Source organism: Heyndrickxia coagulans DSM 1 = ATCC 7050, from assembly GCF_000290615.1.
GTDB classification, from domain to species: domain Bacteria; phylum Bacillota; class Bacilli; order Bacillales; family Bacillaceae_C; genus Weizmannia; species Weizmannia coagulans.
Window position 1 is genome coordinate 57,387 of record NZ_ALAS01000081.1, and the last position, 12,966, is coordinate 70,352.

General features: G+C 48.7%; 13 protein-coding genes and 1 other RNA gene. 10 read left to right on the forward strand and 4 right to left on the reverse strand.

All coding sequences use genetic code 11. The features are described from left to right. Positions 1–18: 18 nt before the first annotated feature. The 3 genes from IC21_RS03565 to IC21_RS17080 all read right to left on the reverse strand — a co-directional run bounded on the left by IC21_RS03565 (position 19) and on the right by IC21_RS17080 (position 3,720). Positions 19–2,712: a transglycosylase domain-containing protein gene (locus tag IC21_RS03565; RefSeq protein WP_029141499.1), complete on the reverse strand. Its 2,694-nt coding sequence runs from the start codon at positions 2,710–2,712 to the stop codon at positions 19–21. Between the two features lie 92 nt (positions 2,713–2,804). Beyond that, positions 2,805–3,410, reverse strand: a complete 606-nt coding sequence (gene recU / locus IC21_RS03570) for a Holliday junction resolvase RecU (protein ID WP_029141498.1) — start codon at positions 3,408–3,410, stop codon at positions 2,805–2,807. A 199-nt stretch (positions 3,411–3,609) separates the two neighbouring features. Continuing rightward, positions 3,610–3,720, reverse strand: a complete 111-nt coding sequence (locus IC21_RS17080; protein WP_017553035.1) for a hypothetical protein — start codon at positions 3,718–3,720, stop codon at positions 3,610–3,612. 262 nt (positions 3,721–3,982) lie between these two features. On the opposite strand from IC21_RS17080, the gene IC21_RS03580 reads away from it, so the two are divergent. The 3 genes from IC21_RS03580 to IC21_RS03590 all read left to right on the forward strand — a co-directional run bounded on the left by IC21_RS03580 (position 3,983) and on the right by IC21_RS03590 (position 5,217). After that, positions 3,983–4,222 carry a hypothetical protein gene (locus tag IC21_RS03580; RefSeq protein WP_029141497.1) on the forward strand — a complete coding sequence of 80 codons (240 nt, stop codon included), beginning with the start codon at positions 3,983–3,985 and terminating at the stop codon, positions 4,220–4,222. A gap of 66 nt (positions 4,223–4,288) precedes the next feature. Continuing rightward, positions 4,289–4,651 carry a YppE family protein gene (locus IC21_RS03585; RefSeq protein WP_013859469.1) on the forward strand — a complete coding sequence of 121 codons (363 nt, stop codon included), beginning with the start codon at positions 4,289–4,291 and terminating at the stop codon, positions 4,649–4,651. Between the two features lie 71 nt (positions 4,652–4,722). Beyond that, a complete protein-coding gene (locus tag IC21_RS03590) occupies positions 4,723–5,217 on the forward strand; it encodes a YppG family protein (protein WP_029141496.1) in 495 nt (164 codons plus the stop codon). Positions 5,218–5,280: 63 nt separating this feature from the next. Here the strand turns inward: IC21_RS03590 and IC21_RS03595 are convergent, their stop codons facing one another. Continuing rightward, positions 5,281–5,724, reverse strand: a complete 444-nt coding sequence (locus tag IC21_RS03595; protein ID WP_029141495.1) for an Hsp20/alpha crystallin family protein — start codon at positions 5,722–5,724, stop codon at positions 5,281–5,283. Between the two features lie 196 nt (positions 5,725–5,920). On the opposite strand from IC21_RS03595, the gene IC21_RS03600 reads away from it, so the two are divergent. The 7 genes from IC21_RS03600 to IC21_RS03625 all read left to right on the forward strand — a co-directional run bounded on the left by IC21_RS03600 (position 5,921) and on the right by IC21_RS03625 (position 12,927). After that, positions 5,921–8,176, forward strand: coding sequence for a DEAD/DEAH box helicase (locus tag IC21_RS03600; RefSeq protein WP_050996474.1), 2,256 nt, complete (start codon positions 5,921–5,923; stop codon positions 8,174–8,176). Then, entirely contained in the window at positions 8,157–9,455 is a 1,299-nt protein-coding gene (locus IC21_RS03605) for a ribonuclease H-like domain-containing protein (protein WP_029141493.1), read from the forward strand. Before IC21_RS03600 ends, IC21_RS03605 begins: the two co-directional genes overlap by 20 nt. A 347-nt stretch (positions 9,456–9,802) precedes the next feature. Beyond that, a complete protein-coding gene (locus IC21_RS03610; protein ID WP_017553027.1) occupies positions 9,803–10,054 on the forward strand; it encodes a CotD family spore coat protein in 252 nt (83 codons plus the stop codon). 64 nt (positions 10,055–10,118) lie between these two features. After that, positions 10,119–10,670, forward strand: a complete 552-nt coding sequence (locus IC21_RS03615) for an SLOG family protein (protein ID WP_029141492.1) — start codon at positions 10,119–10,121, stop codon at positions 10,668–10,670. 79 nt (positions 10,671–10,749) lie between these two features. Next, positions 10,750–11,052: a cell division regulator GpsB gene (gpsB, locus tag IC21_RS03620; protein WP_019720918.1), complete on the forward strand. Its 303-nt coding sequence runs from the start codon at positions 10,750–10,752 to the stop codon at positions 11,050–11,052. A 183-nt stretch (positions 11,053–11,235) separates the two neighbouring features. Next, an RNA gene (gene rnpB / locus IC21_RS16105) (RNase P RNA component class B) lies at positions 11,236–11,626 on the forward strand. A 155-nt stretch (positions 11,627–11,781) separates the two neighbouring features. Further along, positions 11,782–12,927, forward strand: coding sequence for a THUMP domain-containing class I SAM-dependent RNA methyltransferase (locus IC21_RS03625; RefSeq protein WP_029141491.1), 1,146 nt, complete (start codon positions 11,782–11,784; stop codon positions 12,925–12,927). The last annotated feature ends 39 nt before the right edge of the window (positions 12,928–12,966 follow it).

Consider the following 12,966-nt stretch of genomic DNA (forward strand, 5'->3'; position numbering starts at 1 on the left):
GATCAATCACGTGCTTTTTTATTCAGAACCGGTATCTTTATTTGCGGGCGTGCTGCCCGAACTGTTGTCGCCTTTATTAGAATTGTTCCCGCCGTTCGTATTGGTTCCCTTGGTTCCGTTTGAACCGCTGCTACCGTTTCCATTCGTGCCTGTTCCGTTGTTTGCCGGGCTGCCGTTTCCGCTTGAAGTGCCAGTGCCTGAACTGTTTCCCGGACTGTTGTTGTTATCTTTGCTGCCGTTTCCGTTTGAATTTCCGCTGTTTGTTCCCTTGTCTGAGCCGGTGTTGTCTTTGTTTTCGCCGGACTGATTGGTGTCAGTACCGGGGTTATTGTTTGCATCCGGTTGTTTTTGGGCATTGTCTTCCGGTTGCTTGTTTTGGTTATCATCCGCCTTCGTGTCCGTGCTGCCCCCCGGAACCGTTACACTCGTGGATGCCGCTTTGCTTTTCACGCCATTTACCGTGGCGGTGACATTGAAGACATACGTTGCGCCCGCTTTCGGATTTGCGACGGTGATCGATTTTCCTGAAGTCGAACCGAATGACGCCGCGCTGCCGTTTATTGTACCGGATACGTTAAAGGTCGCATCTGACCCTTTATAATCCCAGGTTACCGTAATTTTATTGCTGTCTGCATCATACGCTGCGTGAACATTTGCCGGCGCATCTTGGGTGACGGATTTTTTATCAATCGCCGTATCGATATGACCGCGGATATACAATTCGCTGCCTATTCTGACGACACTTTTCGGCATCGTAAAGTCAGGGGTTTCTTTTCCTTCCGATACATACCGCATCAAGTGGCGGTAAATTTGCTGCGCAACCGTTTGATACGGCCTTGTGACGCCGTATTTTTTGCCTTTCTCACTTTCGTAGCCGGTCCATACTGCTAACGAATATCTTGTCGTGTAGCCTGCAAACCAGGAATCCTGTACGGACGAACTCAGAATCCCGTATTTTGCCAGATCGTTTTTATCAAAATTCGTGGTGCCTGTTTTACCGGCGGCAGGCAATCCCGGAATATGGGCGGTTATCCCGGTGCCCTTTGTCAGCACATCCTTCAGCACGTCCGTGATCATATAAGCCGTATAGTCGCTCATGGCGATTTTGGACTGGACATGCGGTTTGATTTCCGTGACGCCGTCGCGCAGGACAATTTTTCGGATGGCATGCGGCTTGTTGTATATGCCTTCATTGCCGAATGCGGCGTAAGCGGAAGCCATCTGCAGCGGTGAAACTTGCACCCCTCCGCCGATGGATGAAGATTCAACGATGTCTTTGCTGTTTAAATTAAGGCCGAGTTTTTTTGCAAAACGGATGGCCCTTTCCTTGCCGACTTCTTTATATGTTTCATAGGCAGGAATATTCCGTGATAAATACAGTGCCTTGCGCATGCTCATCTTGCCAAGGAACCGGTTATCCCAGTCATTAATCGGCGTTCCGTCTGAATAAGTGGTTGCCACATCGTTCAATTGGTGCCCGGTTGACCAGTGCAAGTATTCAATCGCCGGCCCGTAGTCAAGAATCGGTTTGATTGTTGATCCTGGCGAACGCTTCGTATCAACGGCATAGTTGAAGCCACGGTCAAGTTTCATATTGCGCCCGCCGCCGAGCGCACGGATTTCGCCTGTTTTCGTATCGATCAGGGCAATGCCGGCCTGCATTTTTTTATCCGGATAATTGATGATCGAATTGGTGTTTAAGATCTTTTCCGTATATTGCTGTGCGGAAGAATCCAGGGTTGTATAAATGGTTAAACCGTCGGCATATACATTATAGTTCCCGAGTCTCTGCACTTCCTTAATCACTTCATTGACAAAAGCAGGATATTTGTTCGCGTTAGTATTCCGCTCTTTTTCTTTCACCAGCCCGGCCGAAACCGGGGCGGCCTGCGCTTTTTCCATTTCATCCTTTGTTATTTTGTGGTTTTTGTACATCATATAAAGGACAATATCTCTTCTTTTCTTTGTCAGATCCGGATGGTCAAACGGATTATAATTATTCGGGCTTTGCGGCATGCCGGCCAGCACGGCAATTTCCGGCAGTGATAATTTGCTTAAAGATTTGCCATAATAATGTTCAGCAGCTGTCTCAAAGCCGAAAACACCGTCTGACATATAGACTTTATTGACATACATTTCAAGGATCTCATGTTTTGTGTATTTCCGCTCAAGCTGAATCGCAAGCCATGCTTCCTGGGCTTTCCGCTTTAATGTTTTTTCGTTTTTATTGTTCAGCGCCATGGAAACGACCTGCTGCGTCAGGGTGCTGGCCCCCTCGGACCCGAAACCTTTGGTAAAGTTTGCGACCACCGCGCCCCCGAGCCGTATCGGGTCGATCCCGTGATGCTGGTAGAACCGTGCATCTTCCGTCGAAAGAATCGCGTTTTCCATCTGCTTTGGAAGCTCTTCATAATCGATATATTTCCGGTTCTGTGCCCCGAGCGTTGCGACTGTTTTGTTGCTTTTATCCTTGATCACCGATGGAATCGGGTCGGATAACTGCTTCTTCGTCAGTTTCGGGGAGCTGCTTGCGTAATACGCAAAAGTGCTGATGCCCGCAATGACCCCGGCTAGCCCGAGAATAAAGCAGACGAGAATGAGCCGCTTTATAAATGTTAAAAATTTGTTTTTCGGTTTTTTCCTTTTCTTTTTATGTTGATTTGCCTGCATTTGTTTCCGGCGTTCTTCGCGGGATTGGTATTTTTCTGCCATGCTCAGCATTCCTTTCTTCTAAACCTGAAAAAGCCGATTTAGATTCAAAACATATTGTTGCCGGATCCGTCAATCATCCGGCCGGGCAACAACTATAAAGCATATAATTGCTTTAAAATGGCGATGTAATCAATTCTCGGCCGGTATCCGACCGGTATAGGATGCCCGTTTGCTTCAATTTCTTCTTTTTTTATCGATTTTCTCCCTCCGGCAAGCATTCTATCCCAATAAAAAAATAGATGGCGGGATTCCAGCAAAAAAATTTCTTCTCCCTTCGCAAAACGGAGAATGACAAAGCAAATTCCGCCTTGCGCTACCACCTGTTTCATATGGGTGATTTGATGCTCATGGAAGTTATGAAGCGGAAAAGAAGTATGGTTTTGCGTTTCCTTTGCTTCAAAGTCTATATATTTACCGTTCATCACCCCATTGTAATCGGTTGTGGACGGCTGTTTAAAATAGGCTTCTTTAATGACGGCTGTGCTCCGTGACCGGTAATCGACCTGGACAATCTGGATCGGGGTCGGTTTTTTATGGATAACGGCAATGCCTTCCTGCAAATAATAAGCATTGGTTTCATTCAGATCCTCTTCCAGTGTCATCCCCCGGTTGCCGTATAAAATTTGGTTCGCATTTTTCCGTCCGGCTTTGTTTTTTTCCCCTTTATACCTTTTTCCGTTTGGATAACGCAATTCCATGTTCCCTCACCTCATAAGCTAAATTATATCATAGCAGAACAGACAAAGAATATGTAATAAAAAAAACAGTCTTTCGGCCCCTTTGCACCGGCGGAGGACAAGGAACCGGCCTGCCCGGCTTTTTTCGCTAAAAACAGGCAAAACAAAAAGCAAGGAAATGTTAAAAAGCAAGGAAATGTTTCCTTGCTTTTTGCTTTCATTAGGTGGAAGGGCGGTCAGGGCCGTTCAGCTTCTTATCTCCTTTCGCCAAAGACCCTTTTTGTTCCTGTGCTTTTTTTTGTTGTTGCGCTTTGTTATCATTCGTTTTCATGGAAATCCGCCTCCTGAAATTGGTGTCACCGGATTTTCCGGCATATTTATTGTTTGCAGTTCCGCCTTTTGCATACATGCCGGCACGAAAGTTGACGCAGCCAGAAAAAATGTGCCCGAAATGGAGACATGCTGTCGAAAGGAAACACAAAATGAAGAAACCCGTTTTCTTTGCCGAATTGCTTCTAGTTTTGTCAGACATGAAGGGACCGGGCCGCCTGGCAGAGAATGAATAGGCATGATGAAATTCAGGGGGGAAGCACATGATACCGAAAGCCGCATTTTTAAACGGGCTGGAAAAAATGGAACAGGCGCTGGAAAACATCGGGACGGGGATCCGGCATAAGGCGGAGGAGGAAGCAAGAAAGCAGTCGATAAAGCAGTGGTACCGTTTAAAAAAAACAGAAATGAGGCTGGACCATTTGGAAAAAAGGGCGGAAGCATTCAGAAAAACATACAGGGCGGAAAGCTTGCGGATTGATGAAAACAAAAAAACTTCCTAAAATGAAAGAAGTCTCCCGTGAAGAACCCGGCAAAGGGAGAATATCCGGTTAGAAAGGTGAACAAAAATGGAAGACGGACAATTACAAGCGTTAAACCGGCAGCTGATTTCGTACACGCATGAGCTTTATGACCTGTACCAGGAAGTAAAGGCAACAGGGGTGGAAAAGGATTTTTTCAGTGAAGTCAAGCCTTTTTGCGATACGTTGCAGGATGCCATTGACAGGTGGCTCCCGGCTGCAAAAGCATGGGTGGAAGCCCGGAGGCCGGCGCATCTTTTTCCATCCCAGCTTGAACATACGGCCGAAAATTTGCAAATGGTTGCGGTGCGTGCTTTTTACCCGTCATCCAGCCGCAAAATGATGCTCGATCATTTCCAGTCAGTAAAATATATTCTCCAATGCTTGCAGGAAGCATTGGAGAAATCGTAATCGATAGGGACATATCACCAATTGTCGGATGCCACATACATTATTGGTGAAGCAGGCAGGAGGCGATGGCAATGCGCGTTTTTCAAGATCCTTACAGCAGCCGGCGCACAAGCAGCACAGGCCGGTATCCTGCAATGCCGGGGGCCGGTCCGTATTACCCGCAGTTTCCATATCCCGGGCAACATTCCCCGCATGTGTTCGGATACCCCCCGGCGCCGTATCCATACGGCCAGCAAACGAGCGGGTATGGCCATGCCTGGCATATGCACGGACAAAGTGGCCAGCATGCCGGGGAAGAAGCGGCCATGCATTTGTTCGGGAACCCGCTGGAGGCCGCTGAAAAGCCAAACACCCAGCACGATGCGGCAGGGTTCGCCCATCCGTACCCGCATCAGCCTGTTCCGCTAAAGCCGCCGCAAATGGGGGGATCTTTTTTGAATTCCTTCAAATCCCAGGATGGCTCCATCGATTTTAATAAAATGGTGAATACTGCCGGACAGATGATCAATGCGATTAATCAAGTGTCATCGATGATCAAGGGGCTCGGGGGCCTGTTTACAAAATAGGCTTCCGGGCCGTTTTGCTTAAAAAGGGCGAAAAACGGAAAAAACCGGGACGCTCCCGGCATACTATTCAATCCTCAGCTTTTTTTTCTTTCCTTTCGGCATGAAAATCACAAGCAGCCCGTTTTCAAATTTTGCCTGAATCTGATCCCCGTCCACCGCGGGCGGCAGGGGCACCGTCCGGCTTATCCGGTGGAATGCGCTTTTCTTTTCGTAAGCTTTTTTCGTTTCATCCAAACTTGAAATGGCTTCCTTATGCCTGGCGTTAATGGTGAGATATTGATCATAAACTTCAATCTCAATCTGGCCTTTTTCATAGCCGGGCAGTTTGGCTGTCAATACATAGGCCTCATCTTTTTCTTCGAGGCGTACCGGAATCGTATCAAAAGAAAAAAATTCATCCAGATTCTCAAAAAAATGTTTGACCGGCTTTTCCTGAAAAAATTGGTCCATCGCATGCATCAGCCCGTAAAAAGGGTGTTTTTCGTCCGGACCGGATAAATTGGACATCGGGCAGGCTCCTTTCTTGTTGATGATGAAGAAAATGAAATGGTTGCACAGGACTCTTTCGCTGTATAATATGAAAACCAAGCGGAAAATGTGAAAGAATGCTTTGAAAACGAACGTCTATTCGCTATAATAGATAGCGGGGTGAGGAAAGTTGTTCAAAAAAAAGAATTTGCAGGAAATATTGGCGCAATTGCGGATGGACCGTTCTTTCCAGGAGCGGATCGTCCATTGGCATACGATTGAAGGAAAGCCGGCTGTAACGGTGCCTTTTCCTGGCAGCATCACACCGGCTGTACTTTCGGCGCTGGAAAAAAGAGGGATTTCGTCATTGTATACCCACCAGGCAGAGGCATATCAGCTTGCCATGGCAGGAAAAGATTTTACGGCCGTTACCCCGACTGCATCAGGCAAAACGCTTTGCTATAATCTACCCGTGCTCGAGACCATCCTTCAAAACCCGGATGCACGCGCGCTTTATATGTTCCCGACAAAAGCGCTCGCGCAGGACCAGAAAAGTGAAATAAACGAAATGATTGAAGAAGCCGGCGTACCTGTAAACAGTTATACATATGACGGGGATACGCCTTCAAATATCCGGCAGCGCGTGCGCAAAGCCGGCCATATCGTCATCACCAATCCGGATATGCTGCATTCCGCCATTTTGCCCCACCATACAAAATGGGTGTCGTTTTTTGAAAATCTAAGATTCGTGGTGATCGACGAACTGCATATATACCGCGGCGTGTTCGGCAGCCATGTTGCCAATGTGTTGCGCAGATTAAAGCGGATTTGCCGTTATTACGGGAGCGATCCGGTTTTTATTTGCACGTCCGCGACGATTCAAAACCCGAAAGAGCTGGCGGAAAAGCTAACCGGCAAAAAAATGGAACTGATTGACCAAAACGGCGCGCCGAGCGGAACGAAGCATTTTCTTTTTTACAACCCGCCGCTTGTGAACAAGCCGCTGAACATCCGGAGAAGCGCCACACTTGAAGTCCGGAAAATTGCAGGGGAACTTTTGAAAAACAAAATTCAGACGATTGTTTTTGCAAGAAGCCGTGTGCGCGTCGAAATCATCTTAAAATACTTGCAGGAAATCGTTAAAGACGAACTCGGGGAAAAGTCGATCATGGGCTACAGGGGAGGATACCTTCCAACCGAGCGGCGGAAAATCGAGCAGGGGTTAAGAAACGGGGACATATACGGGATTGTCAGCACGAACGCCCTCGAGCTCGGTGTCGATATCGGCCAGCTCCAGGTCTGTATTATGACCGGCTATCCGGGCACGATTGCGAGCGCCTGGCAGCAGGCCGGGCGCGCAGGAAGAAGGCAGGGGGAATCGCTTGTCATCCTTGTTGCCGGCTCAAGCCCGCTTGACCAGTACATCATCCGCAATCCGGGCTTCTTTTTCAACCGGTCCCCGGAGACGGCGCGCATCAACCCCGATAATCTTGTCATTTTAGTGGACCATGTCAAATGCGCGGCATACGAACTGCCGTTTAAAAAAGGGGAAACGTTTGGCGGCGTTGAAATCGAGGACGTGCTCGAGTTTTTGGCGGATGAACGGATTCTCCACCGCCGCGGGGATGCGTGGTACTGGATGAATGATGCTTTTCCGGCCCATAATATCAGCCTTCGTTCCGCATCGCAGGAAAATGTCGTCATTATCGATACAACCCATGCGCCGGATGTGCGCGTGATCGGTGAAATGGACCAGTTCAGCGCGATGACATTGCTCCATGAAGAGGCGATTTATTTGCATCAGGCGGTGCAGTATCAGGTTGAAAAGCTGGACTGGGAAGAGAAAAAAGCCTTTGTCCGTGAAGTCGCTGTTGATTATTACACGGATGCCAATCTGGCGGTGGAGCTGAAAGTGCTGGAACAGGACCGAGAGACCGTTTTGCAAGATGCCAAAATCGGCTATGGGGATGTGATGGTCCGGGCGATGCCGACGATTTTCAAAAAAATTAAATTTAACACGCATGAAAACATTGGCTCGGGGCCGATCCACCTTCCGGAAATGGAACTGCACACAAATGCCGTTTGGTTTTCCATGGGGGAAGATGCGGTGCCAAAACATTTGCTGGAGGGGGCGCTTGCCGGTGCTGCGCACGCACTCCAGTCGATTGCGCCGCTTTTTGCCATGTGTGATGCCCATGATATCCAGGCTGTGCCCCAGGTGAAAGCAATCCATGACGAAAAGCCGACAATCTTTTTGTATGACCGGTATCCGGGCGGCATCGGCCTGAGTGAAAAAATCTATGGCGGGGCAAGGAAAATTTTGGAATCTGCAAGAGCGATGGTTGTAAACTGCCCTTGCGAAGACGGATGCCCTTCCTGTACAGGCGCGGAAACGGCTGCCGCGGGCGCAAAACAGGCCGCCGTCCGGCTGTTTGATTTCTGGCTCGGGGCGATCAAAGGAGGAAGGCATCATGCCGGGATTAAAAGATAAATTAAACCGGATGAAAAACCATATCGTGAGGGACCAGCCGGAGCCTGGCGAACGGGCGGAAGCATCCCGGGCCGATTCTGTCCCTTTCTTTGAAATGTGGGAAAAGGCGGGCGTCTCGCTGTATGATTTGGATGGCGATTACTGCCTGATCCGTGAAGTCCGCTACCCGCTTGAAACAAAGCACGGCAAATATGCTTTTCGCGACTATTTTGACGCCATCAAACTGTGGCAGCAAAAGCCGGTCCGCCACCCTTTATCCGCCAAAGGGTACAGCCCGTCTGATTTATTTTTTTTCGATACCGAAACGACCGGCCTCGGGGGAGGGGCGGGCAACACGATTTTTTTGCTCGGATACGCTTCCTTTACCGAAGAAAATGTCATTTTAAAACAGCATATTCTTCCGGAGCCGGGGCTTGAAGTGCCGCTTTACTACAGCTTCCTGGAAAATATCGATTACACTGCGCTCGTTACTTATAACGGGAAGGCGTTTGACTGGCCCCAGGTGAAGACGCGCCATACGCTGATCCGCGACCACGTGCCGCGTCTACCTGAATTTGGCCATTTTGATTTGTACCACGCGGCAAAAAGGCTGTGGAAAGATGAACTCGGGTCCGTGAAATTAGCGAATGTGGAGCGCGAAATTCTGGGAGTGGAACGCGAAGAGGATATTCCGGGATACCTGGCGCCGATGATTTATTTTGATTTCGTTGAGCGCAAAAATCCGGAAGGCCTGCTTGGCGTCATCCGCCATAACGAAGAGGACATTTTATCGCTCATTTCTTTGTACACCCACCTTACGTTTCAAATTCTAGAGGCCGACCCGGACCAGACGGCAAAGGAAAAACGGCTTGTCGGGAAATGGTTTGAATATATCGGCGAAGATGATGCTGCGGTGAAAAGTTTTGAAGCGGCCGCCGGCGAGAATGATCTGGCTGCCAAACACCGCCTGGCCTTCCAGTATAAAAAACAAAAAGCATACAGAAAAGCCGGAATGCTCTGGGCGGAATTAGCCGAAAAAGCGCCGGATACGATAAGAGCCGAAGCATGCATTGAGCTCTCCAAACTGTATGAACACAAGGAAAAAGACCTTTTGCAAGCCGTCCGCTATGCCGAAAAAGGCCTGGAAATTTATCAAAAGTACGGCAGATTCGGTTATGGGAAATGGAAAAAATGCTGTTTGGAAACGGAAAAACGCCTTTTACGGCTGTACCGGAAAGCCCAAATCCCGGCGAGATCCTCTTTCAGCAAGGAAATGCCCGGGAAAAGAACCGGTTTTTAACCGCTATTTCCTGGGCAAGCGCATGATTCGACGAGGAGTCCGGGATTTTGGAACGCCCCTTGTTGGGATTTGTCGGTTTCTTTTGGATCAGAGAAAAATGCGCGCCCTTTGTCGATTTTCGTATGTTGTGATTGTAGCCCGCCAAAAGCCCCGTTAAAATAGGTGTTGATTAAAAGGAAATGTAAAGAGGCCGGGAAAACGGGCTTCGGGCCGCTCCCTGCATTGGGAGGCGTGGAGTGAAATAAAGAAATGCAAATTGGGTTTTTTCATTAGTACATGTTCCCTTTCCGAGTCATAGGTTAGTAGTGTAAGAAAAAAGACGTCTGATGATGAAAGGAGATCGGAACATGTTTCACCACCATTGCCCGCCGCGGATCATGCCGGCTGTTGTGCATCCGACAAAATGCTGCGTTACGCACACCGTCCAGGATGTCATCGTGCCGCATGTTTTCCCGACGCATACAACCCATGTGAATCACCATGTATTTCATCAGCAAAACTACTTTCCGCACACGGAATCGTATGTCAATCAAACCGATCCGGGAACGGTCTGCAACTTTTTTGATCCAGTCAGGCCGCACGGGCCGAAGTGCTGCTGACAAATGGACGGCAAGGGCAATCCTTGCCGTCCTGCTTTTAGGAAAACAAAAGGAGCGTAATCCATTGGAAAAAGTTGTCGCCATTACAGGCTATAAACCGTATGAACTGGGGATATTCGGGACGGACCACCCGGGTATTCGCTATATTCAAACGGCAATCAGAAGACGGTTGCTGGAATTGCTCGATGAAGGGTACGAATGGGTCCTTATTTCCGGGCAGCAGGGCACCGAACTTTGGGCCGCTGAAACCGTTTTTGATCTGCAAGCGGAATATCCGGAACTGAAACTCGCTGTGTTAATGCCTTTTGAAGGGCAGGAAGAAAAGTGGAAAGACGAACAAAAAGAATACTACGAAATGGTGCTTTCCCAAGCCGATTTTGTTGCCGCCATCTCGAAAAGGCCGTATGAAAGCCCGCAGCAGTTCCGCAATAAAAACCGGATTTTCTTACATAAAAGCGACTGCCTGATGATTGTGTATGATGAAGAACGCGAAGGGTCCCCGAAATATTTGTTCGAAGCTGCAAAAAAGTTCAGCGAATCGCATTCGTATGACATCCGCATCATTGACTTTTACGATTTACAGGCAATAATAGAAGAAGAACAGACAGATTTTTAGGCAGCTGTGGTACAGTTGACAAATAAAAAGGTTTTTGAAAAAATGAAATTATGTCTGGGAGATGTAAGGTGGTGCAAACATGTTATCGGATCAAATTAAATTGACGGCGAAAGACATTTTGGAAAAAGAGTTTAAAACGGCTGTCAGAGGCTACCGGCAGGAAGAAGTAGACAAATTTCTGGATCTGATCATAAAAGATTATGAAACGTTTAATCAGACGATTGAGGAGCTCCAGCAGGAAAACCTCCGGCTCAAAAAGCAGGCGGAAGAACTGACAAAACGGCAGCCTGTACAGCAAATGACCGGGACAACGAATTTCGATATTTTAAAACGGCTGTCCAATCTTGAAAAACATGTTTTCGGCAACAAATTAAATGAATAGCCAGCTCAAAAAATGTGTGAAATTTTTCTGCGGAAAGGGCCCGGGGAAGCGGCATAAATAAACAGACCATCGCTTGCCCGAACCCGGTATGGCAATACAGGGGGAAGAAATTGGCACAACCGTTAAAAATTACAGCTTGCAAGTCCCGGTTTCTTTTTATATAATAGATAAGCGTTGTGAATAACGTTCGGGTAATCGCTGCAGCCTGGAAACGGCTGTTGAGGAAAGTCCATGCTCGCACGGTGCTGAGATGCCCGTAGTGTTTGTGCCTGGCGAATTCATAAGCCAGGGCAGCCTTGGTTCAAGGCTGACGGCAGGGAAAACGCCTAAACCTTCAGGCAATGGCGGAGTACCCTTGAAAGTGCCACAGTGACGGAGCTTTACGGGAAACCGTAAAGGTGGAACGAGGTAAACCCCGCAAGCGAGCAACTCAAATCATGGTAGAGGCACTCTTTCTGAGGAAATGAACGAGGAAAGAGACAAGCGTATTGCTTGTAGATAGATGATTACCGCCTTCGTACGAGATGGCGCCACATCGTTTGCAGTACAAAGGTACAGAACATGGCTTACAGAACGTTATTCTGGCTGAATCGAAAGAATCGGGCCGGCGCTGCGGTATTTAGATATACAGCAGGCGCCCGGCCTTTTTTATACATAATTTTTTAAAACGGGGTTATCCGGTACTGAATGCCGCACAATAAGAAATATAAGATGAGAGATGGTGGGAAAATGTCTGGCTTTCAATTGATCGCGACAAGCGCAATGGGGATTGAGGCGCTTGTTGCAAAAGAAGTACGTTCACTCGGCTACGACTGTACGGTGGAAAACGGGAAAATTGAATTTGTCGGGGATGAATCGGCGATTGCCCGTGCCAATCTCTGGCTGAGATGCGCGGACCGCGTGAAAATCAAAGCTGCCGAATTTAAGGCGGAAACTTTCGACGAACTGTTTGAAGGGACAAAAGCGGTTCCCTGGGAGGATTATCTGCCGAGCGATGCCGAGTTTCCCGTCACCGGAAAATCGGTCAAGTCAAAGCTGTTCAGCGTCCCGGACTGCCAGGGAATTGTCAAAAAAGCAATCGTTGAACGGCTGAAGTCCCGTTATAAAGGAACGAGCTGGTTTGAGGAAAACGGCCCGCTTTTTAAAATAGAAGTGGCGTTATTGAAAGACGTGGCCACCATTACGATCGATACAAGCGGGGCCGGGCTGCATAAACGCGGCTACCGCGCGGCGCAAGGGCCGGCGCCGATCAAAGAAACGCTTGCCGCTGCGCTTATCCGGCTGACAAACTGGCATCCGGACCGGCCGTTTCGCGATCCGTTTTCCGGTTCCGGCACAATTCCGATCGAAGCTGCGCTCATCGGGCAAAATATTGCACCGGGTTTTAACCGCGATTTTCTATGCGAAACATGGCCGTGGATGAGTGAAGCCGTCTTTGAAAAAGCGCGCGAAGAAGCAGAAGATCTCGCCCGGTACGACCAGCCGCTTGACATCGCCGGTTCGGATATCGACCCCGGGATGGTTGAAATCGCCCGGCAAAACGCCAATGAGGCAGGGCTTGGCGGCATCGTCACGTTTAAACAGATGCAGGTGGCCGATTTTACGGCGCAGGAAGCATACGGCACGATTGTGGGCAATCCGCCGTACGGCGAGAGAATCGGCGAACGGGCGGAAGTGGAAAACATGTACAGGGAGATGGGCCGTGCATTTGCCAGGCTTGACACGTGGTCGGTTTATATTTTGACTGCGGACGAACAGTTTGAACGCGCATACGGCAAAAAAGCGACGAAAAAAAGAAAGCTTTACAACGGGCCGATCAAAACCGATCTGTATCAGTTTTGGGGGCCGCGCCCGCCGCGGAAAACGGAAACGTAAGCAAACGGAATGGTTATCGTTTGTGCGCTGCGTGAAACA

Bases quoted from the DNA above. Each gene is read 5' to 3' on its own strand.
- IC21_RS03585 (WP_013859469.1), top strand. From the start codon at position 4,289: ATGGAAGACGGACAATTACAAGCGTTAAACCGGCAGCTGATTTCGTAC.
- IC21_RS03580 (WP_029141497.1), top strand. From the start codon at position 3,983: ATGATACCGAAAGCCGCATTTTTAAACGGGCTGGAAAAAATGGAACAG.
- IC21_RS03595 (WP_029141495.1), bottom strand. From the start codon at position 5,724: ATGTCCAATTTATCCGGTCCGGACGAAAAACACCCTTTTTACGGGCTG.
- gpsB (WP_019720918.1), top strand. From the start codon at position 10,750: ATGTTATCGGATCAAATTAAATTGACGGCGAAAGACATTTTGGAAAAA.
- recU (WP_029141498.1), bottom strand. From the start codon at position 3,410: ATGGAATTGCGTTATCCAAACGGAAAAAGGTATAAAGGGGAAAAAAAC.
- IC21_RS03610 (WP_017553027.1), top strand. From the start codon at position 9,803: ATGTTTCACCACCATTGCCCGCCGCGGATCATGCCGGCTGTTGTGCAT.
- IC21_RS03605 (WP_029141493.1), top strand. From the start codon at position 8,157: ATGCCGGGATTAAAAGATAAATTAAACCGGATGAAAAACCATATCGTG.
- IC21_RS03600 (WP_050996474.1), top strand. From the start codon at position 5,921: ATGGACCGTTCTTTCCAGGAGCGGATCGTCCATTGGCATACGATTGAA.
- IC21_RS03590 (WP_029141496.1), top strand. From the start codon at position 4,723: ATGCGCGTTTTTCAAGATCCTTACAGCAGCCGGCGCACAAGCAGCACA.
- IC21_RS03625 (WP_029141491.1), top strand. From the start codon at position 11,782: ATGTCTGGCTTTCAATTGATCGCGACAAGCGCAATGGGGATTGAGGCG.
- IC21_RS17080 (WP_017553035.1), bottom strand. From the start codon at position 3,720: ATGAAAACGAATGATAACAAAGCGCAACAACAAAAAAAAGCACAGGAA.
- IC21_RS03565 (WP_029141499.1), bottom strand. From the start codon at position 2,712: ATGGCAGAAAAATACCAATCCCGCGAAGAACGCCGGAAACAAATGCAG.